Raw genomic sequence first — 25,859 nt, forward strand, 5'->3', positions numbered from 1 at the left:
CATTAGAGTTTTTAAAACTCTCTTTTATTTTTTTTCAAACTTTTAGTATTCATTTTATTGTTTTTTACAAAATATAACTCAGCATATAAAATTTCATGAAAAAAAGTTAGTGACATTTTGACATTTTTATAATAATGGCAGTACTTTTGCCAACTAACTTTTGTATTGAAAAAATTGAATGCTACAATGAGTAAAAAGGATAAACAAAAAGATATAGAAACTGAACAAGTTGATAATGTTCAAAACGAAACGGTTGAAGTTGAGCAACAATTAGCCCAAGAACAAACAATAGAAGAGAAATTGCAAGAAGAAATTAAACAAGAGAAAGACAAATTTCTAAGATTATTTGCCGAATTTGAAAATTATAAAAGGCGTACTTCTAAAGAACGAATTGAACTTTTTAAAACTGCAAATGAAGAAGTTATGAAAGCTTTATTGCCTGTTTTAGATGATTTTGATAGGGCATATATTGAAATTTCAAAAACAGACGAGAAAGATCTTTTAAAAGGTGTAGAATTAATCAGTAATAAATTAAAAGCAACTTTAGAACAAAAAGGACTATCTGCTTTAAAGGTTTCAAATGGAGATGTTTTTAATGCTGATAATCACGAAGCAATTACTCAAATACCAGCACCTTCAGCAGATTTAAAAGGTAAAATTATAGATGTTATTGAAAAAGGATATGCTTTAGGCGATAAAGTAATTCGTTTTCCAAAAGTAATAATCGGACAATAAGATACTTACATGGCAAAAAGAGACTATTACGAAATTTTGGGTGTAAGCAAAGGAGCTTCAGCTGAAGAAATAAAGAAGGCTTATAGAAAGATGGCAATAAAATACCATCCCGATAAAAACCCAGATAATAAAGAGGCCGAAGCAAAATTTAAAGAAGCAGCAGAGGCTTATGAAATTTTAAGTAATGCCGATAAAAAAGCACGTTATGATCAGTTTGGTCATCAGGCTTTTGATGGAAGTGGCGGTTTTGGTGGAGGTGGCATGAATATGGATGACATATTCAGTCAGTTTGGTGATATTTTTGGGGGAGCTTTTGGTGGCGGAGGTTTTTCTGGATTTGGTGGCGGTGGCGGCCAACGTCGTGTTAAAGGAAGCAATTTGAGAATCAGAGTGAAATTAACTTTAGAGGAAATTGCTAATGGTGTTGAGAAAAAAATTAAAGTTAGAAGAAAAGTCCAAGCCAAAGGAACTACATATAAAACGTGTACTACTTGTCATGGAAGTGGTCAAATAACCAGAATTACCAATACAATTTTAGGTAGAATGCAAACTGCTGCCACTTGTAATGTTTGTGGTGGTGCAGGACAGATAATTGATAAAAAACCAGCTGATGCCGATGAGCAAGGGTTAAAAGTTGCTGAAGAAACGGTTTCAATAAAAATACCTGCTGGAGTGGTTGATGGTATGCAACTTAAAGTAGCTGGAAAAGGAAATGAAGCACCAGGAAATGGCGTTTCAGGTGATTTATTGGTTGCTATAGAAGAGGAAGTGCATGAAAAACTGCAACGTGAAGGCGATAATTTGCACTACGATTTATATGTGAGCCTGCCTGATGCTATTTTAGGAGCATCTCAAGAGATTGATACGGTAACTGGTAAGGTTCGTATTAAGATAGAGCCAGGAGTTCAATCTGGAAAAATATTAAGATTGCGTGGTAAAGGTATCCCAAGTATTAATGGTTATGGTAGAGGTGATTTGTTGGTGCATGTTAATGTTTGGACACCAAAAACATTAAGTAAGCAACAAAAAGAATTTTTTGAAAGTATGAAAGATGATGACCATTTTACTCCAAAACCTGATAGTGGTGATAAATCATTTTTTGAGAAAGTAAAAGACATGTTTTCATAGATTTTAATGCTATAATACTTTTTAAAAATAAAAAGTATTATATTATTTAATTAATTATTTAATAAAAAACATTATATTTGAATATCACTTTAATTAGTGATATTTTCTTTTTCATAGCAATTTTTTTCCCATCCTTAATTCACATTGAGGGTGGGTTTTGTTTTTAATAACATTTGCTAACTTTATCATTTTATTATAAAAGTTAATAGGTAACATTTAATATATTTACACAAATTGCAATTAAAAATTAAGAATGGGTAATATATTAGAAGTTCAAGATGTTACTAAAAATTATGGATCATTTACAGCCCTTAATAAAGCATCTATTTCTGTTCCTAAAGGAAGTATTTATGGTTTATTAGGTCCAAATGGAGCAGGAAAAACAACACTTATAAGGATTATTAATCAAATTACCATGCCAGATTCTGGTAAAGTGTTTTTAGATGGAGAACCTTTGAATGGGTCTCATATTAAAGATATAGGTTACTTACCAGAAGAACGCGGATTGTACAAATCTATGAAAGTTGGTGACCAAGCTCTATACTTAGCTCAATTAAAAGGCTTGAGTCATAAAGAAGCCAAAGAAAAATTAAAATATTGGTTTGATAGACTAGAGATTGGTGACTGGTGGAACAAAAAAATCCAGGAGCTATCAAAAGGAATGGCACAGAAAATCCAGTTTGTTGTTACTGTTTTACACGAACCTAAACTTTTAATTTTTGACGAACCTTTTTCTGGTTTTGATCCCATTAATGCCAATTTAATTAAAGATGAAATTTTAAAACTAAGAGAAGATGGTGCAACCGTTATTTTCTCAACACATAGAATGGAATCTGTTGAAGAATTGTGTGACGATATTGCATTAATAAATAAATCAAATAAAATCCTTGATGGCAGGCTGATTGATATTAAACGTCAATACAAAACAAATACTTATGAAGTTGGGATTTTATCAAATCAAAAAGGAGCGTTAGAAAAAGAGTTAGCAAATAAATTTCAAATTTCTCCAGCTAGTTTTAAAACTTTAGGAGAAGAGTTAAAACTAAACATCAAACTTTCTGAAGGAGAAAAACCAAATGAATTGTTAAGCTTTTTATGTAATAATGGTGAAGTTTCTCATTTTGTTGAATTGATACCAAGTGTTAACGATATTTTTATTCAAACAGTAAAGAATAATTAATTATGAACCATTTACCACTTATTATAAAACGCGAATATTTAACCAAGGTTAAGAACAAATCATTTATAGTAATGACTATTTTAAGTCCAGTTATTATGATTGCTCTTATCACGGTTGTGGCTTATTTGTCGCAATTAAATAATGATAAACAAAGAACTATTGATATTTTAGACGAAACAGGATTAGTTAAAGACGATTTTAAAAGTGAGGACAAAATCACTTATAATTTTTTAGAAAACATGTCTTTAAATGATGCCAAAGATTTTGTAAAACAAACTGAAGCATATGGCTTATTGCATATTGAAAAAATTTCGAACTTAGATTCAATCTCAAATCAAATCAAATTTTATTCAGAAGATTCTCCATCGATAACGATCATTTCGAATTTAGAAGCTAAAATTGATAAGAAAATTGAAAATTTAAAACTTCAAAAGAAAGGTGTTGATATTGCAATGATTGAAGAATCAAAAACCAATATTAATATTGTTCAAGAAAGTTTTGAAGGTGAAAAAACCTCTAAAATTGACAGTGTGATTAAATTGGCATTTGGCGGAGCTTCCGGGTATTTATTGTTCATGTTTATCATTATTTATGGCAATATGATTATGCGAAGCGTTATTGAAGAAAAAACGAGCAGAATTATAGAAGTCATCATATCATCTGTAAAACCAATGCAATTAATGTTGGGTAAAATTATCGGAACTTCATTAGCCGGAATTACACAATTTATTATTTGGCTTTTTATAGGCGGAGCTTTATTGTTTACGGTATCTGTTGTTTTTGGAATTGACACTTCCCGAGCACAATCTCCCAATCAACAAATTATGGAAGAGGCTATGAATAATTCCAATATACATATGCAAATTCAAGATGTATATGATTCATTACACCATCTTCCAATGACAAATTTAATAGTTGCCTTTATTTTGTTTTTCATTGGTGGTTATTTATTATACAGTTCATTATATGCTGCGATTGGTGCAGCAGTAGATAATGAAACTGATACCCAACAGTTTATATTACCCATTTTAATGCCTTTAATTTTAGCAGTTTATATTGGGTTTTTTACAGTTATTGAAGATCCACATGGCACGGTTTCTACAGTATTTTCATTTATTCCATTTACTTCACCTGTAGTTATGCTTATGAGAATTCCGTTTGGTGTTCCAATATGGCAACAATTGGTATCATTGTTGTTATTAGTTGGTACATTCTTATTTACTGTTTGGTTTGCAGCTAAAATTTACAGAGTTGGTATTTTAATGTATGGAAAAAAACCTACATATAAAGAATTGATTAAGTGGATAAAATATTGAGATGAATCAAGAATTAAAAAAAATAGAAAACACGATTACAAAGAGTACTTTTTGGGAAGACATAAAGACTTTTCTTAACCAACATATGGATATAGGAAAGGATATAAGCATATCTGTAAAAGACATATTGATAATTATTACGGTTATTTTTTTAACAACCTTGGTGTTGAGACTCTTATTACGGTTAATTACTAAAAGACTTCCTGAAGATGATAAAGCTAAATTTAATGTAGTTTTTGGATATTTTAGATGGCTCATTTATATAATAATTTCATTAATAACTTTAGATAGCGTAGGCGTTAATGTCACAACCGTTTTTGCAGCATCGGCAGCTTTATTAATAGGTATTGGGTTAGCATTACAAACCTTATTTCAAGATATAATTTCTGGAGTTTTTATACTTATTGATCAATCTGTTCATGTTGGTGATATTATTGAGATTAACGGTAAAGTGGGGCGTGTAGAAGAAATTAAATTGCGAACTACTAGAGCAGTTACTGTTGATAATAGAGTGTTAATCATACCAAATCATTTATATTTAGAAAACAGCCTGTACAATTGGACACAAAATGGAGCAACCACTAGAGAGAGTGTTACTGTTGGAGTAGCCTATGGAAGCGATGTACAGTTAGTTAAAAAGTTGCTATTGCAAGCCGCAAATTCGAATCAAGAAGTTTTAGATCATCAAGATACATCCGTACAGTTTACAGATTTTGGTGACAGCTCATTAAACTTTAAAGTTGTATTTACATTAGGTGATAGTTTTAATGCCAACGGACCAAAAAGCGACATTCGATTTGAAATAGATAGATTATTTAGAGAACATAATATTAGTATTCCATTCCCTCAAAGAGGTATTCATATTATTCAAAAATAAAATTAAGAATATGCCAAAAATTTTAATAGTTGAAGATGAAGCTGCAATCAGGAGAGTGCTTGTAAAAATTCTTTCTGAAGAAAATGATACATATCAAGTTGAAGAAGCAGTTGATGGATTAGATGGAATCGAGAAAATAAAAAAAGAAGATTATGATTTAGTGCTTTGTGATATTAAAATGCCAAAAATGGATGGTGTTGAAGTATTGGAAGCAGCAAAAAAATTAAAGCCAGAAATTCCTATTGTTATGATTTCTGGTCATGGCGATTTAGATACCGCTGTAAATACAATGCGTATGGGTGCTTTTGATTACATTTCAAAACCACCAGATTTAAACAGACTTCTCAATACCGTTAGAAATGCTTTAGATAGAAAAGAACTTGTTGTTGAAAACAAATTACTGAAAAAGAAAGTCAGCAAAAACTTTGAAATGATAGGAGAAAGCAATGCCATCTCTCTTATTAAAAATATGATTGAGAAGGTTGCACAAACAGATGCACGTGTTCTTATTACAGGTTCAAATGGTACAGGTAAAGAACTAGTTGCACATTGGTTGCATGAAAAAAGTGATCGTGCAAATGGACCCATGATTGAAGTAAATTGTGCGGCAATACCAAGTGAACTTATAGAAAGTGAATTGTTTGGACATGTTAAAGGTGCTTTTACGAGTGCAGTAAAAGACAGAGCGGGTAAATTTGAAGCAGCAAATCAAGGAACTATTTTTTTAGATGAAATAGGTGATATGAGTTTGTCTGCCCAAGCAAAAGTATTGCGTGCACTTCAAGAAAACAGAATACAACGTGTTGGAAGCGATAAGGATATTAAAGTTGACGTTCGTGTTATTGCTGCTACCAACAAAGATTTAAAAAAGGAAATTGAAAGCGGCAGGTTTAGAGAAGATTTATATCACAGACTTGCTGTTATTTTAATCCAAGTTCCTTCGTTAAATGATAGGAGAGAAGATATTCCGTTGCTAATTAATCATTTTACAGAAAAAATTGCCAGTGAACATGGAACTGCAAAAAAACTTTTTTCAGATAAAGCAATTAAATTATTACAGGATTATGACTGGACAGGAAATATTAGAGAGCTTAGAAATGTCGTAGAACGATTAATCATTCTTGGAGATAAAGAAGTTACCGAGAATGATGTAAAATTGTTTGCGTCTAAATAATTTATTCTAAATCCTTTTACTGTATTAAAACTAAAAATCTTAATCCTCAAAATTTAATTTAAAAGTTTTAGTTGTTGGTACAGGAATTTAAAGCACTTAAATAATCTGATGATACAGACTTAATAATTTTGATATAATAAGTCTTAATCTCTTCAAGGCTTTTATCTTTTAAAGAATCTGAATTTTCATTAAAAGCTGTAATCTCACTTTCGCAGTTGCATATTTTTAATATGTCATTGTAGTTTTTTAAACTTGTAGAAAGTGCAGTTTCGTATTTACTTATTTTTTGCTCTTTTTGAAGTGTTAATTCCTTTTCTTGTTGTTGCTTTAATTTAAGCTGAATTTCTTTTTCCTTTGCTTTCAGCTCCATTTGTTGCTTTCTTAATGCTTCTTGCTCATTTTGCAATGTTTCAAGACTATTGTCTTTTTGAACATCAGCTCCAGCTGTACATTTATCCAATTCAATAATACTTTGTTTGGCAAGCTCTCTAACTCTTTTCACATAAAATCTTCCATCTTCATAAGTTTCAGTTGGATCAACTTTTTCTAATAATTCTATAGCGTCATAAACAAGATTATATGAAGCTTCGCAACCGCAGGATTTTAATTTTGGTTTAGCAAGTTTAAAAGCTTCGAGCGATTTATGTGCGTTATACTTTAAATGTGAAATGTTATTGGATTCGTATGACGTTTTTATATCAGAGTAGGCATATATTAAATCAGAATCTGCTTCAGAACAGTTAGTCTGTCCTTGAAATTTTAAACAAATAATAATGAATAAATAAAAAAGGTAGTTTCTTTTCATGGTATTTGGTGTAAAATTAATAAGTAGGTGCCCAAAAATATTAAAAACATATTAAAGTAAGGTGCATTTCATCGAGTTTATTGTTTTCGTTATATTTATAAACTATTTAAAAGGATTGACTTATGAAAAGAATTTCACTTGAAGAGTTTCGCTTATCATCAAAAATTAATTTAAAAGAAGTCTCCACACACTATGATTTAAAGGTTTCCGAAAAAAAAATAAATAAAGAATTAGAAGAAGTTAGAATAAAACTAAGTAGTATTCAAGACACCATGTATGCACAAGGTAAATATGCTGTTTTGGTTTGCCTCCAAGGCATGGATACTTCTGGAAAAGACAGTCTGGTTCGAGAAGTTTTTAAAGATTTTAATGCTCAAGGTGTTGTTGTTCATAGTTTTAAGGTGCCAACCGAATTAGAATTGGGCCATGATTATTTATGGCGACATTATTTAGTACTTCCGGTTAGAGGGAAATTTGCAGTTTTCAATAGAACGCATTATGAAAATGTATTGGTTACCAGAGTTCATCCCGGATATATTTTATCTGAAAATATTCCAACAGTAAAATCGGTTGAAGATGTTAATGATGCTTTTTGGGATAAACGGTTTGAGCAAATAAATAATTTTGAAAAGCATTTATCTGAAAACGGAACCATTATCTTTAAATTCTTTCTAAATCTTTCTAAAGAAGAACAAAGACAAAGGTTACTACGACGATTGGAAAAACCAGAAAAACACTGGAAATTTTCAGCCGGCGATTTAAAAGAGCGTAAACTTTGGGAAAAATATCAAGAGTGTTATGAAGATGCCATAAACAGAACATCAACACCATATGCGCCATGGTACAATATTCCAGCGGACGATAAATCGACAGCGCGTTATATTGTCGCTAAAATAATGTATGATACTTTAAGCACTTATACAGATATTAAATATCCTGATGTTGACGATGACTTAAAATCGAATATTGAGATTTATAAGCAACAACTTGAAAGTGAATCATAACAAATCAAGTTATTTTCTATAAATTTTATGAATTTGTTCACATCTTAAAATTTTGATTAATACTACCTTTAAAATCTAAAATAAAACATATGGTTAAGTTTAAATCTACCTTTTTTCTATTAGCGCTCTTAATTACTGTTCCAGTTTTTTCACAATCAGATGAAGAAGTAATTAAAGAATTTTACAAACAGTCCTTAACAAACGGAAAAAGCTACGATTGGTTGAATTATTTGTCAAATCAAATTGGAAGCAGGTTATCAGGTTCTTTAGGAGCAGAAAAAGCAGTTGAATGGGGAAAAGAGGAGTTAGACAAGTTAGGATTGGATAAAGTTTGGTTGCAACCAGTTATGGTTCCAAAATGGGTCAGAGGCGCTAAAGAATATGCCTTTATAGAAAGTGAACCGGGAAAAACTACTACCGTAAATATTTGTGCCCTTGGCGGCTCTGTGGAAACACCTGCTTTAGGAATTAAAGCCAATGTTGTAGAAGTTCATAATTTTGAAGAACTTGAAGCTTTAGGAAAAGAAAATATTGAAGGAAAAATAGTGTTTTATAACAGACCCATGCAGGCCGATTTAATTCAGACCCATGAAGCTTATGGAGGTTGTGTTAATCAACGCTACTTGGGAGCTGTTGAAGCAGCTAAATATGGTGCAGCTGCAGTTATTGTGAGATCAATGAATTTGCGATTAGATGATTTACCTCATACAGGTGCTATGACCTATAATGATTTGCCAGTAGAACAAAGAATTCCATCAGCAGCTATTTCCACAAACGATGCCGAATTGTTGAGCACCATGCTAGAGCTTGATAAAAATGTGAAATTCTATTTTAAACAAAGTTGCAAGCAGTTAAAAGATGTTCAATCTTATAATGTTATTGGAGAAATTACTGGAAGTGAATTCCCTAATGAATATATGGTTGTAGGAGGTCATTTAGATTCTTGGGATTTAGGAGATGGTTCACATGATGATGGCGCAGGAATTGTACAATCTATGGAGGTTTTAAGATTATTAAAGGAATCAGATATTAAACCTAAGCATAGTATTAGAGTCGTATTATTTATGAATGAAGAAAACGGTTTAAGGGGTGGAAAAAAATATGCAGAAGTAGCTGAACAAAAAGGAGAAAAACATGTTTTTGCTTTGGAAAGTGATTCTGGCGGATTTACACCGAGAGGTTTTTCATTTGATTGTGATGATGCTAATTTAAGCCAGGTATTATCTTGGGAACCCTTATTCAAGCCTTATTTGATACATTATTTTGAAAAAGGTGAAAGTGGTGCTGATGTTGGTCCTTTAAAAAATGATAAGATAGTTTTAGCTGGATTAAAACCAGATTCTCAACGTTATTTCGATTATCATCATGCTAGTAATGATACATTTGATGCCATAAATAAAAGGGAATTAGAACTTGGTGCTGCAAGCATGACATCTTTAATGTATTTGTTTGATAAATACGGAGTGAAATAATGAAAATGTTATTAATACTTACCCTTTTTATTGCGTTTCAACTTCAATCTCAAACAGATATGAAAACTAAATTACCTTATTATGAAATTCCAGATTACCCAGAAACATATACAGCTGGTAGTGTTGCAGCTAGGATGTTAGATGGTTTGGGTTTTAGATATTATTGGGCAACAGAAGGATTAACAGAAAATGATTTAAATTTTAAACCAAGTGAAGAGGCAAGGACAAGTGGAGAAACTATTGAGCATATTTATGGATTGTCAAAAGTGATTGTTAATGCTACATTAAAAAAATCAAATGAAGGAGGGAATGATATTCTTGAATCGACATTTTCAGAAAAAAGAAAACAAACTTTAGAGAACATAAAAACAGCAGCAGATATTTTAAGAAACTCAGAGGATGTTTCTCAATTCAAACTGATTTTTGGAGCACGCGAATTCCCTTTTTGGAACAACCTTAATGGCCCAATTGAAGATGCCGTTTGGCATTGTGGACAAATAGTATCTTTTAGGCGGTCTTCGGGTAATCCTTATAACTCAAAAGCGAGTGTTTTTACAGGTAAAGTTAAAGAGTGATTTTTATAATTTATAATGGCTCTTTTAAGAGTATTTTACAAATTTGATATCTATTATTAATAAGTCTTGAAACAAGTATATTTATATCTTTTGGTGACCAATAGGGTAAGATATCTTCAGTATCGTTAAATGTTATTCTTTTTTTATTATCCCCATCAGAGTCCATAATGTATATTTCTGGTTGTTCATCTTTGTAAGATGTTGAATATGCAATTCGTCTTCCAGTATTTGAATATGCAGGATATTGGCTTTGATCTTTAAAATACGTTAACTTATTCTTTTCTTTCAGAAATAAATTATAAACATAAATAACATCCGTATCACCCGTGTTATTTTTATTGGTGTAATACACAATACTATTTCCTTTTGGAGAAAAAATGGGTCTCAATTTTTTATAAGTATCATCAACTAACATTTTTTGTCGTTTACCGTTATGGGTTATTGAGTAAATGTCAATATCCTCGCTTGAATTTTCATAATTAAAAACCACATCTACTCCGTTAGGGGCAAATTGACCAAATGACTTATTACCATTTAATGACATGGGTATTTTTTGAATGGTATTAGTATCCAAATATAATTTATACAATTCGTTGGTGCCACTTCTGTCTGATTCAAACAAAATAATATTCTTAAGAGGATTCCACGCAGGACGTCTATCATTATAAACACTATTAATTAATCGCTTTTGGTGGTTACCATTAACATCCATGGTATAAATTTGCCAGTGACCATCTCTGTTTGATTCAAATAAAATTAAATCGCCACTTTTGTTATAACTGGCATATCTATTGTCAAAAGTATTATCAGTTAATTGAACTTCTTTGTACCCATTGGCTTGAGCAATACAACAGTGAGACATTATTAATAATATGGTTGAAGTAATTGCAGATTTCAAAATTTTCATTTGCTGTGATATATTGAAATAAAAAAGTTATACTAATATATAACATTTTAAAGACAGTTTTTGTGAATTGAATTTACCGGAAAGTCTAGAAAGCAGAAATTGGTTTTTAATAAACTTTTATATACTCTTGATATTATTTAGTCCTTATGATCATTTTTTTTGTTATTCTTTTTCATTTCAATGTATTTAGAAATAAGTCTGGCTCCTAATCTGGCGAATAGAATAACCGCAAATACCATTACAATATCAAATCCGTTCATAAGTTGTACTCTTTTTTTAAAAGGTTGATAAGGTCATTTGCATCATTAATTATTTTTGGCATTTCTTTAAAGGCACGTATACGATAGTTATCTTGTATTAATATAAAGGTATTCACAAACTTTTTAATAAGGATGTCATCATAACTTAGCAACTTTATGTCGTTTGCTTTTGAATCTCGATATGCTTCAGTGTTGTAAATATTAAAAAAAAGATCGTTAAAATCACTATTCTCAAGCACTACTATTTTAGATATATAAGGAGAATTCAAATTTAAAAGTAACGCCATGATATCGTCCCCCTTCTCAGCATTGGATTTGTCGAATTGAAAGTCTTCATCTAAATGGTTTGAAAAGCTTTCATAAGCTACCAGTTTTTTTTTGCAAACTATCATTAGAAATGTAGCGAAGTCCACCAGAATTTTTTAATTCATTTAATGTTGCGCGGTTCCAAAAATAAGGTCTGTACATAATGTCATGGGCAATAACATATAAGTCTGTATTGGATAAGTTAGAATAAGGGGTAATGTTAACATATTGTCTTAAACTGTCTATATACATGAATTTTTTTTCAGCTTGAAATTTACTTACCTTAAGCATTTCTATATCGTTTTTTAAGTCTTGAATCAATGATTTTGCGTATTGCTTGATTCTTTTTTGTTCAATACGTGTCTCATTCCAGTTATTTACTTGTAAGGCGATCAAAATACCAATAACCACCAGTACAATTTCGCCAATGGCATAGCGTAAATACGCTGGAACTTTATTTTCAGCTGCAAGTTTTTTACGGATGTTTCTAAAGAGTTTTATCATTTTTGTGTTTGAGATTCTGCAATGATGGCATCAATTATATCTTGTAATATTTTTAATTTTTCTTGAAGATTTACTAATTTATATAAAAGATCGTCAACTAGATTTTCAAATTCAATATCTTTAAAAATCAAGTTTTTATTAATAATTATAGTTGAATTATCTTTCCATTTTAAAATACCGTAAGCATCAATGTTTTTTATAGGATATCTTTTGTACAAATAGGAAATTAATTGTTTAGAATTTAATTTGGTATCATCAAGATTTGATTGAGCTTTATTTTTTTTCTGTGTCCAATCAATTATTAATTGTTTCAATTTGGTGTTAGTTAAATTTTGAAATTTTCCAGACTGTATGATTTCAATAATTGTATTTTCTGAAATATTGATGCCGGGATATTCAAAAACAGCAAACAAAAGGCTATCTATATTTTTAGTTTTAAGAATTTCATCATCATTATTTATTAAACTCATTATGTGCTTACCTGTGGCAATACTTTGTGCAGTTAATAAAATATCATTGTTTAAATTTTCTTTGTTTTGTTTAAATTCTGAGTTGATATTGCTCAATATTTCACTTTCTTCAATAGAAGCAATACGAGAAGTATTCCAGTTATTAATCTGCAATGCAATCAAAATCCCAATCACCACCAGCACAATTTCGCCGATGGCATATTTAAGGTAGTTGGTAGTTTTACCTTCTTTAATCAGAGTTTTGCGAATATTACGAAATAGTTTAATCACGTTGTTCAATTTTTTGCATTAATTCTTTTAGTTTTTTCTGTCTCGATTTTATTTTTCCGATGGCATTAAATGTCCTTCCCATATCGCCTATTAAATAGTTTTCCATCCTTGGAGTTCTTAAAATTATTTCATAGTCAATGGTAATGTTTCGGTTGTCCTCAATTGCAGCTATTTTACCGTAAAATGCCTGTACATTTTCTTCGTTGATGACCAGGTTCCCAGTTTCTTTATTCATTTTACCTTCGGGGAAGTTGTACATGATGGGTTCAAATTTATCTTCTATATATCGGGTAATGGAGGTGAAATTATTTTCAATCTGGGCAAAATCGCTATAGTATTGTGAAAGATCCTTGATGAGGCCTTTGGCTTCAATGTCGTTAAATACGCCTGTGGCCTTTGCAGATTCAAAAGAAGTGGAATAACAGGTGGCGCTAACCGAATAATACAAAGGCTCGACATACTGCTGAAATTTGTCGATACCCATAGTTTTTTGAGGATTTCTCAAATAGGTCAAAAGCGTGTCTAAGTATTCAGCTCTTTTTGTATGAAATAATTCATAATATTCAAGCCTGTCCTGGTCCTTTTTCAAATCCTGAAGCACATCTTCAAAAAAAATGGCTTCTATAATTTTGGCCTTGCGCTGTTCATTCCAGTTATTAATTTGCAAGGCTATCAAAATGCCAATCACGACAAGGACGATTTCACCAATAGCATATTTTAAGTAATTGGTGGTTTTTCCTTCTTTTAGAAGTTTTTTACGAATATTTTTAAAAAGCTTTATCATGGATTAGAGTTGGTTTTTGCAAGAATATCATCAATTACTTTTTCTAGATTTTTTAGGGCTGATATATAGTTGGCTAAATTCCATGCTTGGTTATCCATATTGTTTTCAAATTCAAAATCTTGAAAGAGTTTGAAGTTGTCCCGATTCAAATTGGATGTTTTCTTCCATTTTAAAAAACTGTAACGATCAATATTTTTCATGGAACCTTGTCTAGTCAAATAGATCAATAAAATAGATTGTGTAACTTCATCAATAGTGGAATAAGCTTCTTTTTTTTCATCTAGTTTGCTGGACCAGTCAAAAATAAGTTGCCTTAGGTCGCTTGATGAAATAAGGTTAAGTTTTCCTGAGGAAACCAAGTCAGAAACTACAGATTGACTTGGGTTGTATGACCAATAATCGATACTTTGGTATATGAGGCTATCTATATTTTGGGATTTTAGAACATCATCTGAAGCTCCAATTAAACTCATAATGGTTTTGGTAGTGGCCAATATTGAATCGTGATGCTGTATAAAGAACTGCAATTCTTTTTTGTTCTTCTGAAATTCTAAATTTAGATTTTTGATGATAAGTTGCTCTTCTCTTTTCTCTTTTTTGTTGTCATTCCAAGTGTTTATTTGTAAGGCTATCAAAATGCCAATCACTACAAGCACAATTTCGCCAATGGCATATTTAAGGTAGTTGGCAGTTTTGCCTTCTGTTACTAGTTTTTTGCGGATGTTACGAAAAAGTTTAATCATTTAGCTTTTCAAATTGGTATGTTTTATCAGTAAGGTTTAGGGTTATATGGTAGTTCCCATCCTCAGGTATTTCTATATCCGGACCGTCTTGGTAGCCTTTACCTTCTGGGAAAGTGTCGCCACCCCAATTGATAGTCCAGCTGTCACGACATCTAAATTTCACCAAACCTTTCTTGAGATGGAGTTATACAGGTTTTCAATACTTGTTTTGAATTGTGAACCCATCTTGTTGCGCTCATTCCAGTTGTTTACTGTTAATGCAATCAAAATTCCAATAACAACAAGCACAATTTCTCCAATGGCGTACTTGAAATATCTGCTGGTTTGCTCTTCTTTGAGAAGACTTTGGCGTATGTTTCTAAAGAGTTTTATCATAATTTATTTTTCTTTATAAACTTTATTAAATAAAATATTATTGATAAAGCACATATAATTATTACTGTGGCAATAATTTCTTTAACAGCTAAATTTGATAGAAAATAAAGTATAATTATTATGGATAGTATTGGTACAGTTAAACCTCCAGGGATTATAAACTCGCCTGGTAACGATTTATGGGTTTTCCGTAATTTAATTACTGATAAGGCGACACCTAAATAAAGTAAAAGTATAGAACTAGTTGATATGACTACTAGTTGTTCAAAATTTCCTATAACAGCTAGCGTAAAGCCTATAGATGCATATACAAAAATGGCAATGTGAGGTGTAGCAAATGATTTATGGATTTTTGACAACCAATTTATAGGAATAACCTTGTCTCTTGAAAGCGCGTATAAAATTCTTGGACTGTTTAATATTGAGCCACTTATTAAACCGAACATAGATACTATAGAACCAACGAGAAATAATATAGGCCCAAATGATCCAAAAACTACTTTGGCTGTTTCGGCAAGCGGTGCAGCCTTAAAGTTTGGTAATTCACTGCCCAAAACACCTTGCGCAACTCCTTGAACCAACATATAGATTATAACTACAGATGCGATACTTATAAAAACTGCTTTAGGAATGGTACGTTTAGGGTTTATAACTTCTCCACCAACAATAAGCCCTGTTTCGCAGCCTTGAAATGCAAAAAATAAAATAAGAGATGTTTCTCCTAAAGATTTAATACTTGGCATGGAATGAAATTCCAAATTACCTAAAGAAACATTTTTCCAACCAATAATAATAAGTAAAAGCAAAGGGATAAGTTTAACTATGGTATTAAATTTTACCAATCCAATTCCTTGCTTTAAACCAATTATATTAATATAAACTAAGCCATAAAACAGGATAAAAATAAATAAAAATCGAACCCACCCATTCCCAAATATTGGGTAAGTCGAAGCTATTACATCTACTAATGCATTTGATACTGCGGCATCGGCAAAAAAATTGCCACTTACAGCAATAATTCCCCCAATAAACCCTGCATAATCGCCAAAAGCAGTTTCAATATAAGTATAAGGGCCACCAGTGTTTGTTACTTTACTACCTGCTTCTGCAAAACATAACATTACCATAGCCATTAAAAAACCACAAAATATATAAGCAATAATGCTGGAAGCACCCATTTTTGCAGCAATAATAGCTGGAAGCACAAAAATTCCTGAACCTATAATTATGTTTATAATATTAGCAGATAAGCCTATTGGCCCAACACTTCTTTTTAATCCCTCTTCGTTTTGTGTCATTTTTTTAATTTAATTTATAAATAACTCAAATACCATTTATCTTTATTATTGGCTTTGTAAATCATATATTTTTTGCAAAATGGATAGAGTAATAGCACAACACCAATCCAAACTATGTACACAACTAAAAGAGAATAACCGTAAGTTGAAAGATTTTCATTACTGAAGTTTTCTGCAGTTAAAATCATATCTCTCCAATTACCTCCAAAAATTAGTATGCCAACAATGGCTACAACATGAATTACCAAAACATGTAAGAAATAGTAAAAAAGAGGAACTCGTCCATAGACCAAAAAGAAATCGGTAAATTTATTTTTAATGTTTTCAACTGCATATAAAAACAGAAAAGCAGGTCCTAAAGTGATGCATAGGTATAACAGCGAAGGTGGATACTTGGTTACCTTAAAGAAAGAAAGCAAAGTTTTAGTTTCATTATCTTGTATTGACCAAGGGACTAAATCTCCATAAACATTAATGATTCTTAACACCAAGAATATGGCAATACTGCTTAATCCTAAGATTAGTAACCATTTTTTTCTAATTTTTTCTGAAAAATCTTTATGGTATAATTGGCCAAAGCAATATCCTAAAGTCATTACACCTATCCATGGAATGACTGGATAATGCAGTATAACAATGAAATTTGAACTATATACTAACATATTATCTTGATGTAAGAGATACCAAATAACAGATTGAAACCCATTACCGTTTAAAACAATACCATCTAAAAGATTATGGCTTGCAATTAAAATAATACCAAGAATTACAATTATTTTTTTTGGCAAAAAAATGATAAATGATAAACAAACCATACTAAAACCTATTGCCCAAATAACTTGAAAGATTGTTAAACTCCAAGTTAAATCAAAAGTCCAGATAAGGCTGTTTACAAAAACTTCTAAAAAAATAAGCCAAATACCTCGTGTAAATAGAAATTTAAAAAGGTCTTTTTTTGTTTTTTTAGACCCATATAAAAAGGCTGAGGTTCCTGCCAAAAACACAAAGATAGGAGCGCAAAAATGGGTTATAAAACGTGTAAAAAATAGTATTGGCGTTGTGGTTTCAATATTGGTTGGATCTCTAAAAAAAGACCCATAAAGAAAATAATCTCTAACATGGTCTAAAGCCATAATTACCATTACAAGGCCTCTTAAAATGTCAATGGATTCTATGCGGTTGGTTTTTAAATTCATTATATAGTTGTTTGTGTTTTAATTTAATCCTACTTTACCTTCAACTGATTTGAATATTTTTTTTGAATCAAAACCAACTCCATCTTTAAAAACAATTTCCATGTTTCTAATGTTTTTGATATCGGTTTCTAAATTTCCATCAATTAAAATTAAGTCTGCTTTTTTGCCAACTTCAACAGTACCAACACTCTTTTCTTTTTCTAGAAAAGTAGCGCCATTTAACGTGCAGATTTTAATGGCATCGAGTAATGAAAATCCCGATTCAACTAAAAGTTCAACCGTATGTCTATTGGCATATCCTGCTACTGTTCGTCCAGCACCAGTAGGATCTGTGCCTGCAACAAGTTTTCCTCCTTTATCATAAAAACGTTTCACCCAAATCATGTTTTTATTATATACGGCAATATGAGCTGAATCTTTACCAACAGCTCTGTCGTAGTTTCTTTTTACATCATCCAATACTTGAGGAGTTACAGCTTTTTCACCACCACCTGGAATTAACTCATGGTTTGTATAAGGTTCAAAAACATTTGGGGTAGTGGTAATTGCAGTGCCATTTTTTATAAGTAAATCGATAAGATTATTAATTTTTGAGCTATCTACATTTTCTGCAGCAAGTGCTTTTTGTGCTTCAAAAGGATCACAAAAATTTTCCTCTTTATTAATTACAAAATCTGAGGACACTCTAAAACCATGTTCTAAGTTGTCAATTCCTAAATTGGAAGCTTCTTCATAAGTAAGAGAGCATAAATGACCTGTAACTTTTAAGCCTCGTTTATGTGCTTCGATTAAACACATTTTTAAGTCTTCTTTATTTATATGGTTATATACTTTGAAAGAAGTTACGCCCTTATCTGCCCAATAATTAACTATTTTACTTACTTCTTCTGTGTCTTTAATAAAATTTAGTTCAGGAATATCATAACCTTCTCGTTCTATAAAAGGACTGGTAATGTTCATTTTTGGTCCTAACATTTTTCCTTCATCTATCCAGTTTTTAACATTAAGATCTGTTTGTGGTTGAATACTTCCTGCCGTTCTCATGGTTGTTACTCCGCCTGCTAAATAGAGTCTAGGAAAGCTAAAGGTCATTTGACCAACACTGAACCAATTTTCAAAGCGCTTGGTGTAAAACATGTGCTCGTGAAGCATCACCAATCCTGGAATTATTGTTTTTCCTGTGCCATCAATAATTAAGCTTTCAGCTGGAATATTGACATTTGAATTATCTCCTAACTGGGTAATTTTATCATTTTCAAAGATTATTGTTTGATGGTATTTAATGCTTTTTCCTAGCCCATCAATAATTGTAACATTTGTAATTGCGACTTTAGTTGTGTCAACAGTTATAAATTCCTTTACTTCTGGTGTAAAATTTTGAGCAAAAATTTGACTTATAGATAGTAAGCAAATTGTAAAAAAGAAGATTTTTCTTTTCATTTATTTATTATTAATTTTTTTTGATGATATGTTTTTTCAGAAACTTAAACGCTTTGGCTTATTTTAAAAGGTTGCTTTTGTTGATAGGTTAAAGAACGCCATACCCATTCTGCTGGTCCGTATAAGAAATATTTAAGCCAAATAGGGCTAAAGATTAATTGAACAATCCAAATAGAACCTACAATATAATAGAGTTCATATCTTTGAAGTTCACCGAATAAAGCAAAGCCATCACCATAAAAAATTATGGAAGTAACAACACTATGGGTTAAGTAATTTGTTAAGGCTAATTTGCCAACCGCTGCTAAAGATTTTTGTAAAAAGCCTAAAATGCCAGATTTTATAAATAACATAAAAAGACCAATATGACCTAAGGTAGTAAACAATCGACCAATTTGATAGGATTGATCTGCTTTTGAAATTATCACTGGATCAAAATTACTATCAATAAGCATTATTGTTTCTATATAATTTATGCTTAGACCTATTAGATATCCAATTACTAAAAGCAAAATATAAAATTTGTTACTCCGCTCACCATGAAACACTCTAAGTTTAAACAAAGCCATGCCCAGTATCATAAAACTTAAAATATCCCATACCCATAATCTGTATGGTAACCAAGTTTGCATAAACTGATTGCCTTTTACTTTTTCCATAAGAACAGCCCAATAACCTTGATGCATTTTTTCAATTTTTTCTTGTACTTCCTCTGGGGTATGCTTAGTATTTAATTTTTCCCATTTGTCCAAGGCTTCTTTTTGATCATCATTTAAAATAGTTCCTTGCTCTTTAAGTGTTTGCATTTCAATGCCATTTTTTTGTATCTCAAGATTATTATGGTAGTCACTTATATCCCACAAAACTCCAATACTTATCAAAATACATCCAACTAAAATGAGATTTTTAACACTTGCATTTCTGAAAGGAAATAACATCAATCCAAAAATGGCATAAGGATATAATATATCACCATGCCAAAGAAATATGTAAACATTTATAATTCCGAAAACAAGAAGCCATAGTATTCTACGGTAGTAAATATCTGCTGTGGTTATTCCAGCACCACTTTTTTCTAATCTACTGGTTAATAATATGGCTCCTGCACCAAAAAGCATGGTAAACAAGCCTCTCATAGTGCCTTCAAAAAACATATTATTTGCAATCCATACTTGTAAATTTAGTCCGTCTGAACCTCCAGAAATAGTTGGGTCTGAATAGGCAAAGGGAAGCCCCATGCCATTTATGTTCATTAATAAAATGCCTAACAAAGCTATTCCTCTTATTACATCAAGAGAATTTATTCTCCCGCTTTGTTGAACGGGTTTAAAATTGGGTTGGTTGGTTGTGGTCATATATAATGATTAAATATTAATTGTTTTTTATTGGTTTAAAACTGAAAATAAATAAATTGTTCGCCACTACCTTGTGCTATTACAATCAAAAAGAACATGATAGCCCAAACTACTCCAAGTGCCCATGGAGACGTTTTTAAAGAGACTTCTTTTAATGAGGTGTTACGCATAAACCAGTGACATATAAAAAGTAGTCCAATTACAATACTTACTTTTATTATGGTAAACGTATCCAGGATTTTTTCACCATCTGCTTGCATGTAAAACATGGATTTAATCATATTCCAAGCTGTATCAAATTTTCTGGCTCTAAAAAATACCCAAGTAATATTCACACAGGTAAAGGTTGTGAAAGCTAAAAACATGCCGTTCCAAGCTGTTATTTTAAAAGGAATATATTGACGTTGTAATCGTTCTAAAATTAAATAAGTTCCATGTAAACCACCCCAAACAATGAATGTCCAAGCAGCTCCATGCCAAAGGCCACCTAATAGCATAGTAATCATTAATGCAGAATACATTCGTACCACGCCATGACGATTTCCTCCTAATGGAATATATAAATAATCTCTTAGCCATGAAGATAAAGTGATGTGCCAACGTTTCCATAAATCGGAAAAACCTAATGATGCATATGGATATTTAAAGTTGTCTGGTAACACAATTCCCAGCAATAATGCAATACCAATGGCACATGTTGAATAGCCAGCAAAATCGAAAAAGATCTGTCCAGAGAAAGCTAAGGTTCCCATCCAGGCATCCCAAAAGTTTAAAATTTTATCAGAGCCATAAACTTTATCAACGGTGTCTGAAAGCATTGTATCGGCCATGACAACTTTTTGAAAAAGCCCAATGGTTAATAAAAATAGTCCCCAAACAAATTGATTAAAAGTTGCTCTTTTTTCTTCATAAAACTGAGAGATTAAATCTTGAGCTCTTACAATAGGACCAGCCACTAATTGAGGGAAGAATGTTACATACAAAGCAAAATCTAAAAATGTTTTTGCTCGTTCTGTTCTTTTTAAATACATATCAATGGTATATGACATGGTTTGAAAGGTATAAAAAGATATACCCATAGGGAGTATGATGTCCATGGGTTGAGTTTTATAACCGTATCCATAAGTGTTCACTACCGCAGTGAAGTTATCAAGTAGAAAATCCCTGTACTTAAAAAAAGTTAGAAAGCCCAAATTAACAAACATACTCAATAGTAGCCAATAGAGTCTTTTGCGTTTGTTTTCTTCAGTGGCCAGTTTCTTTCCTGTAACCCAATCTACAGCAGTAGAAATCCAAAGTAAGATAACTAATGGCGGATTCCACAAGCCGTAAAATACGTAACTAGCAAAAAGCAGCATCCTCTTTTTACCAGTCCAATTAAATATTTTTGAATAGTATAGTGCTAAAACTATAATTAAAAAAATGACAAAACTTAATGAATTGAATAACATAATTAGTTGGTTTTTTTTGGTTGATGTTTAGTTAAATGGTCATCTTTAATAAGTTGGTTAACCATGTCTTTGGTGTATTTTTTAGCGTCTGTAACATACATATGCGACCAATCTGGTAATGTATATTTTGACATGAATTCATAATCTTCAAAATGATAGGCTGGGCAGTTTACTCTTTCAACAAACTTGTCCCATACTTTGTCTTTTGGAAGTAGTCTTTTTGTTGCCTTATTCCAAGGTTCTTCTGCTTTGTGTCGTACAAAAATTATTTTGCCCCCACGAGATTTAAATTTAGCAATGACGGTTGCATAATTTTCAATAATTATGGGAATTTCATCTTTAACAACGTCATAATCAGGTATAAAAGGTAAAAATTCATTCCAAATATCCGAAACTTGTTTTGCAAATTCAGGGTTTTTAACCATGGAAGGAAACATGATTAGATTTCTATCTTCATCATGATAACTAAAATTTGGCAGCTTAAAACGATTATCAGGTCTGCCCTTAATATAAATTCTATTAATGAGCGATTTTAAATCTAAGTCGTTAAAGAATTTTAATTCAGAAGAAGAAAGCATTACCAAATTTCTTTGTAAGGGTTTTGATAATATATATCCTAATTTTTGAGCATAGGTCTGCTTATGGTAATGATCGGCCCATTTTTTTGCATCACTCCATCTTTGATTGTCTTTCCCTCCAAACCACATTAATGGAGTAACTCCAACTATTATAGTTCCATTAAAAGAGGTTGTATAAACAATGTCTTCTAAAAAAGGTCCAGGCGGTTTTCCATCTGTGGATAAATTAATAGGTTTTATACCTTGAGTGTCTTCCCAAATATGAGTGTTAAAATTAAAACCTGTTCTTGATGAGCCAATAATGACAATATCGTCTTTTGTTGCTGTCTCAACTTTTGCTCTTTCTTTAGCCCACAAATATCTATCATCTTCTAAACAGGCTTTATAATAATCTGGTTGTGAACGCCAATACAACTCCCATAATAACAGCCCAGTAAAACTTAATATACAAGCAATTATCAATGATTTTGTTAATTTCATTTTTTAGTTGCTTTAGAGTTAGTTAAAGCACCATCTACTTTCATTATTTTAATAATTTCTGTCGAAAAATATTCAGCATCTGTAGCAGAGAGATGTGATTCTTCAGGACATTTGAGATCTTTTAATTGGTCATAATCTTCAAAATGATAAGCCTTTACATCTGCTTGTTTAACCAATTCATCCCAAAAAGTTGCTCTTGGTACGCCCATGTTTTCTCCATGTCTTAAACTACCACTTGATGGGCATCTTACTAAAATAACATGTCCGCCACGAGCTTTAAAAATTTCTAGATCTTTTAAAAAGAAAGCCATTGTTCCTGCTTTATCTGGCGGAGGTCCACTTGCAGCACCTTTCATAAAAAATCGCCAAACTTTAATGATAGAATTGGCATAGGCCGTATCGGTAACTGTAATTGGTTTCATTTTTAGATTTCTGTCTAATCCTATTTCACCAAATTCATGAAATGGGGGCATTGGGTCAACATACCTGTTTCCTATTTGGATTTTACCTAACAATTCTTTTAATTTTATCCCATCAACTCCTTGGTCGTCACTTAAAAATGCAAATCTTTTTTGAAGAGGCAATGACAAATAATGATTTGCAATTTGTGCATAGGTTCTTTTTTTATAATAATCTACTTTAGATTGTGGCCATTGCCAAGGTTGCGCCTCTGGTGAAGTTGTGGAAAAAAACAAACCAGGTGTAACACCAACTACTATGGTTCCACTAAAATCTGTATTGTTCACAACATCATGAAAGATGGGTAATGGTGAGCTGCCTACAGATGCAAGTTGAATTGGCCTGATGCCTGTTTCGGCTTCCCATTCATTTAATTGCATATCAAAAAGGACTCTTGAAGATCCCATAAGAAGAATGTCATTACTAGTGGCTTTTTCTACTCGGCCACGTTGTACGGCCCAAAGTGCTTCATTGTCATCTAAAGTTGGGCATAAACCTTGTGAACGCCAGTAGAATTCCCAAGAAGATATTGCAACCACAAAAATTGTGAGAGCAATAATTAAAGATTGTTTTAGTTGCATTAGAAGTTGGTTTTTATATTAATTTAAATCGAATTATTTATGACTTTATCATTTATAAATATTTGTAATAACTCTTTTGTAAATAAATCAGCATCACTTGCTGATAAATGTGACCATTCAGGTATAGTTAGATTTTGCATTTGCTTATAATCTTCAAAATGATAAGCTTTAACATCGGCTTTCTTTACCAATTCATCCCAAAAATTTTTTCTTGGAGTCACATTGTTTTCAAAGTCTCTTAAATATCCAGAGGATGGACAGCGTACTAATAAAACCTTACCGCCTTTGCTCTTGAATTTTTGTAAATCTTTAAGAAAAAAAGACATGGTAGCCTCCTTGTCTGGCGGTGGACCATTGCTATTCATGAAAAATTTCCAAACTGTTTTTACTGTATTGGCGTAAGATGTCTCTGTTTCCATACGTTTCCACATTCTTACATTCCTATCAAGTCTTGTATCTTCAAATTGATGAAATGGTGGCATAGGATCAATAACACGTTTACCTATTTTAACTTTATTAAGTAATTCTTTTAAATTAATGCCATCAACACCTTCAATTTCACTGATAAATGCAAAACTTTTTTGAAGAGGAATAGATAGGGAATAATTTAAACACTGGGCATAAGTTCTTTTGTGAAAAAGATCAACTCTGGCTTGAGGCCATGCCCAAGGTTGTGCCTCTGGGTTTGTAGTAGAAAAAAATAATCCAGGTGTTACCCCAACTAAAATAGTTCCAGAAAAATTAGATGTATTTACAATGTCATGGAAAAAGGGTAAAGGTGAACAACCACCTGAAGCTAATTGTATTGGTTTCCTGCCAATAGTTTTTGCCCATTCATCTAATTGAATATCAAAATGAACTCTAGAAGACCCTATTAGAACTACATCTTCTTTTGATAAATCATCAACCTTTGATCTCTCAAAGGTCCATAAGATATCAGAGTCATCAATATCAGCTTTTTTTCCTTGGGATTTCCAATAGAATTCCCAAGTTGTCAGACAAATTATACTCAATAAAAAAGCAATAATTATTGATTTTTTTAATTGCATTTTGGTTGGTTTTGGTTAGTTTTTTTGTTTTAATTGGCTTAAAACGAGCCTTTATCTACATCTTTTATAAATTTTATAAGTCCGTTAAAAAAAATTTTTTGATCATCATATTGAGATAAATGGCTTCCACTTGTTAATAAAAATCGTCCGTTTTGTACTTCTTTTGACATCCATTCCATATATTTTGGATCCATTGTATCATGTTGCGCACCAATTACTAACGTAGGAATAGTTAGTGTTTTTAATCTTTCTGAAACGTCCCATCCTTTTAATGAGGCATTTCCTGTAACTCCAAACTCACTATGACCTTGCATAAAGATATAAATATTTGGGTTTAAATGACTAAATGCACGATTTATTGATTCAGGCCATTCATTTAGGGGCATTCTCAATATATGTTCAGTGTAATAATAATTGGTTACTAATTCTGCATATTTTGGATTTTCAAAATCGTTATTAGCTTCCATGCCTTTAATTTCTTTATAAACATCGGGAGGAAGTTGAGGCCCTAAGACTTCTGCTGCATATTTTTCATATTCCGGAATACTAGCCATCATATTTGAAATAACAAGACTTTTAATGTTATCTTGATATTTTAGGGCATACTCCATTGCCAATATACCGCCCCAAGATTGTCCGTATAAATAGAAATTGTCTTTATTTAGATTCAATGCTTTTCTAACTTGTTCAACTTCTTCAACAAAATGCTCCGTTGTCCATAATGTTGAATCATTTGGTTTGTCGCTGTAATACGAATCTAATTGGTCATAATAAATATATTCAATGCCTTCTTTTGGAAAATAACCATCAAAACATTCAAAAAATTCATGTGTCCCACCTGGGCCACCATGAAGTAATAGTACTTTCATTTTTGGATTGTTTCCAACGCGTTTGGTCCAAACGTTAAAAGTTCCTTTTGGAGTGGTAATAGGAATCATTTTTATACCACCAGTAAATTGGTCATCACTGCCAGAATAGTCTAAATAACTAGTATCGCAATCTTTTTCTGGCTGAATTTGTTTGTTTTCTTTACAACTAGCTATGACCAGAGTTAAAATTATAAAACAAAAAAAAGTGTTTTTCATTA

The 25,859-nt window shown here is 31.6% G+C and carries 28 protein-coding genes; 9 read left to right on the top strand and 19 right to left on the bottom strand.

Translation table 11 applies throughout. The annotated features are described in order from the left end of the window. Window positions 1-186 precede the first annotated feature (186 nt). The 6 genes from V8G69_RS13935 to V8G69_RS13960 all read left to right on the top strand — a co-directional run bounded on the left by V8G69_RS13935 (window position 187) and on the right by V8G69_RS13960 (window position 6,410). The gene (locus V8G69_RS13935; RefSeq protein ID WP_394882665.1) at window positions 187-735 is read left to right on the top strand and encodes a nucleotide exchange factor GrpE; all 549 of its coding nucleotides are present in this window, start codon (window positions 187-189) and stop codon (window positions 733-735) included. A gap of 9 nt (window positions 736-744) precedes the next feature. After that, on the top strand, window positions 745-1,863 hold the full coding sequence (gene dnaJ / locus V8G69_RS13940; RefSeq protein ID WP_394882667.1) for a molecular chaperone DnaJ: 1,119 nt from the start codon (window positions 745-747) through the stop codon (window positions 1,861-1,863). 253 nt (window positions 1,864-2,116) lie between these two features. Further along, window positions 2,117-3,043 carry an ABC transporter ATP-binding protein gene (locus tag V8G69_RS13945; protein WP_394882669.1) on the top strand — a complete coding sequence of 309 codons (927 nt, stop codon included), beginning with the start codon at window positions 2,117-2,119 and terminating at the stop codon, window positions 3,041-3,043. Between the two features lie 2 nt (window positions 3,044-3,045). Continuing rightward, window positions 3,046-4,359 (top strand): ABC transporter permease, encoded by a 1,314-nt coding sequence (locus V8G69_RS13950; RefSeq protein WP_394882670.1) that lies wholly within the window; start codon window positions 3,046-3,048, stop codon window positions 4,357-4,359. A gap of 1 nt (window position 4,360) precedes the next feature. Beyond that, window positions 4,361-5,236: a mechanosensitive ion channel family protein gene (locus V8G69_RS13955; RefSeq protein ID WP_394882672.1), complete on the top strand. Its 876-nt coding sequence runs from the start codon at window positions 4,361-4,363 to the stop codon at window positions 5,234-5,236. A gap of 10 nt (window positions 5,237-5,246) precedes the next feature. Beyond that, complete coding sequence (locus V8G69_RS13960) at window positions 5,247-6,410, top strand: sigma-54-dependent transcriptional regulator (protein ID WP_394882673.1); 1,164 nt, start codon at window positions 5,247-5,249, stop codon at window positions 6,408-6,410. A gap of 67 nt (window positions 6,411-6,477) precedes the next feature. On the opposite strand, the gene V8G69_RS13965 is transcribed toward V8G69_RS13960, so the two are convergent. Continuing rightward, window positions 6,478-7,215: a hypothetical protein gene (locus V8G69_RS13965; RefSeq protein ID WP_394882674.1), complete on the bottom strand. Its 738-nt coding sequence runs from the start codon at window positions 7,213-7,215 to the stop codon at window positions 6,478-6,480. 122 nt (window positions 7,216-7,337) lie between these two features. Here V8G69_RS13965 and V8G69_RS13970 point away from each other — a divergent pair, with 122 nt between their 5' ends. The 3 genes from V8G69_RS13970 (at window position 7,338) to V8G69_RS13980 (ending at window position 10,266) form a co-directional block, all read left to right on the top strand. Then, window positions 7,338-8,219 carry a PPK2 family polyphosphate kinase gene (locus tag V8G69_RS13970; protein ID WP_394882676.1) on the top strand — a complete coding sequence of 294 codons (882 nt, stop codon included), beginning with the start codon at window positions 7,338-7,340 and terminating at the stop codon, window positions 8,217-8,219. 89 nt (window positions 8,220-8,308) lie between these two features. Then, complete coding sequence (locus tag V8G69_RS13975) at window positions 8,309-9,691, top strand: M20/M25/M40 family metallo-hydrolase (protein WP_394882677.1); 1,383 nt, start codon at window positions 8,309-8,311, stop codon at window positions 9,689-9,691. Between the two features lie 59 nt (window positions 9,692-9,750). Beyond that, a complete protein-coding gene (locus tag V8G69_RS13980; RefSeq protein WP_394882678.1) occupies window positions 9,751-10,266 on the top strand; it encodes a hypothetical protein in 516 nt (171 codons plus the stop codon). Window positions 10,267-10,276: 10 nt separating this feature from the next. Here the strand turns inward: V8G69_RS13980 and V8G69_RS13985 are convergent, their stop codons facing one another. From V8G69_RS13985 to V8G69_RS14070, 18 genes are all read right to left on the bottom strand, one after another. After that, a complete protein-coding gene (locus tag V8G69_RS13985; RefSeq protein ID WP_394882680.1) occupies window positions 10,277-11,173 on the bottom strand; it encodes a TolB family protein in 897 nt (298 codons plus the stop codon). 137 nt (window positions 11,174-11,310) lie between these two features. Continuing rightward, a complete protein-coding gene (locus V8G69_RS13990) occupies window positions 11,311-11,433 on the bottom strand; it encodes a hypothetical protein (protein ID WP_394882681.1) in 123 nt (40 codons plus the stop codon). Beyond that, a complete protein-coding gene (locus V8G69_RS13995) occupies window positions 11,430-11,825 on the bottom strand; it encodes a hypothetical protein (protein ID WP_394882682.1) in 396 nt (131 codons plus the stop codon). The genes V8G69_RS13990 and V8G69_RS13995 overlap by 4 nt, the downstream gene beginning before the upstream one ends. After that, window positions 11,791-12,243: a DUF6090 family protein gene (locus V8G69_RS14000; protein ID WP_394882683.1), complete on the bottom strand. Its 453-nt coding sequence runs from the start codon at window positions 12,241-12,243 to the stop codon at window positions 11,791-11,793. The genes V8G69_RS13995 and V8G69_RS14000 overlap by 35 nt, the downstream gene beginning before the upstream one ends. Beyond that, window positions 12,240-12,983: a hypothetical protein gene (locus V8G69_RS14005; RefSeq protein ID WP_394882684.1), complete on the bottom strand. Its 744-nt coding sequence runs from the start codon at window positions 12,981-12,983 to the stop codon at window positions 12,240-12,242. The genes V8G69_RS14000 and V8G69_RS14005 overlap by 4 nt, the downstream gene beginning before the upstream one ends. Next, window positions 12,976-13,767 (bottom strand): DUF6090 family protein, encoded by a 792-nt coding sequence (locus V8G69_RS14010; protein WP_394882685.1) that lies wholly within the window; start codon window positions 13,765-13,767, stop codon window positions 12,976-12,978. Before V8G69_RS14010 ends, V8G69_RS14005 begins: the two co-directional genes overlap by 8 nt. Continuing rightward, complete coding sequence (locus V8G69_RS14015; protein ID WP_394882686.1) at window positions 13,764-14,510, bottom strand: DUF6090 family protein; 747 nt, start codon at window positions 14,508-14,510, stop codon at window positions 13,764-13,766. The genes V8G69_RS14010 and V8G69_RS14015 overlap by 4 nt, the downstream gene beginning before the upstream one ends. Beyond that, window positions 14,503-14,673 carry a hypothetical protein gene (locus V8G69_RS14020; RefSeq protein ID WP_394882687.1) on the bottom strand — a complete coding sequence of 57 codons (171 nt, stop codon included), beginning with the start codon at window positions 14,671-14,673 and terminating at the stop codon, window positions 14,503-14,505. The genes V8G69_RS14015 and V8G69_RS14020 overlap by 8 nt, the downstream gene beginning before the upstream one ends. Continuing rightward, window positions 14,670-14,885: a DUF6090 family protein gene (locus V8G69_RS14025; protein WP_394882689.1), complete on the bottom strand. Its 216-nt coding sequence runs from the start codon at window positions 14,883-14,885 to the stop codon at window positions 14,670-14,672. The genes V8G69_RS14020 and V8G69_RS14025 overlap by 4 nt, the downstream gene beginning before the upstream one ends. Next, entirely contained in the window at window positions 14,882-16,183 is a 1,302-nt protein-coding gene (locus tag V8G69_RS14030) for an APC family permease (RefSeq protein ID WP_394882691.1), read from the bottom strand. The genes V8G69_RS14025 and V8G69_RS14030 overlap by 4 nt, the downstream gene beginning before the upstream one ends. 14 nt (window positions 16,184-16,197) lie before the next feature. Beyond that, on the bottom strand, window positions 16,198-17,379 hold the full coding sequence (locus tag V8G69_RS14035) for a DUF1624 domain-containing protein (protein ID WP_394882692.1): 1,182 nt from the start codon (window positions 17,377-17,379) through the stop codon (window positions 16,198-16,200). 18 nt (window positions 17,380-17,397) lie between these two features. Beyond that, window positions 17,398-18,819, bottom strand: a complete 1,422-nt coding sequence (locus V8G69_RS14040; RefSeq protein WP_394882693.1) for an amidohydrolase family protein — start codon at window positions 18,817-18,819, stop codon at window positions 17,398-17,400. A 44-nt stretch (window positions 18,820-18,863) separates the two neighbouring features. Continuing rightward, window positions 18,864-20,174 (bottom strand): DUF418 domain-containing protein, encoded by a 1,311-nt coding sequence (locus V8G69_RS14045; protein WP_394882695.1) that lies wholly within the window; start codon window positions 20,172-20,174, stop codon window positions 18,864-18,866. Between the two features lie 35 nt (window positions 20,175-20,209). Then, the gene (locus V8G69_RS14050; protein ID WP_394882697.1) at window positions 20,210-21,625 is read right to left on the bottom strand and encodes an MBOAT family O-acyltransferase; all 1,416 of its coding nucleotides are present in this window, start codon (window positions 21,623-21,625) and stop codon (window positions 20,210-20,212) included. Between the two features lie 2 nt (window positions 21,626-21,627). After that, entirely contained in the window at window positions 21,628-22,683 is a 1,056-nt protein-coding gene (locus V8G69_RS14055) for a hypothetical protein (RefSeq protein ID WP_394882699.1), read from the bottom strand. Beyond that, a complete protein-coding gene (locus V8G69_RS14060; protein WP_394882700.1) occupies window positions 22,680-23,723 on the bottom strand; it encodes a hypothetical protein in 1,044 nt (347 codons plus the stop codon). The genes V8G69_RS14055 and V8G69_RS14060 overlap by 4 nt, the downstream gene beginning before the upstream one ends. 23 nt (window positions 23,724-23,746) lie before the next feature. Beyond that, window positions 23,747-24,772, bottom strand: coding sequence for a hypothetical protein (locus V8G69_RS14065; RefSeq protein ID WP_394882702.1), 1,026 nt, complete (start codon window positions 24,770-24,772; stop codon window positions 23,747-23,749). A 38-nt stretch (window positions 24,773-24,810) separates the two neighbouring features. After that, the gene (locus V8G69_RS14070; protein ID WP_394882703.1) at window positions 24,811-25,857 is read right to left on the bottom strand and encodes a proline iminopeptidase-family hydrolase; all 1,047 of its coding nucleotides are present in this window, start codon (window positions 25,855-25,857) and stop codon (window positions 24,811-24,813) included. Between the last annotated feature and the right edge of the window lie 2 nt (window positions 25,858-25,859).

The organism is Gaetbulibacter sp. M235, assembly GCF_043876835.1.
Classification (GTDB): domain Bacteria; phylum Bacteroidota; class Bacteroidia; order Flavobacteriales; family Flavobacteriaceae; genus Yeosuana.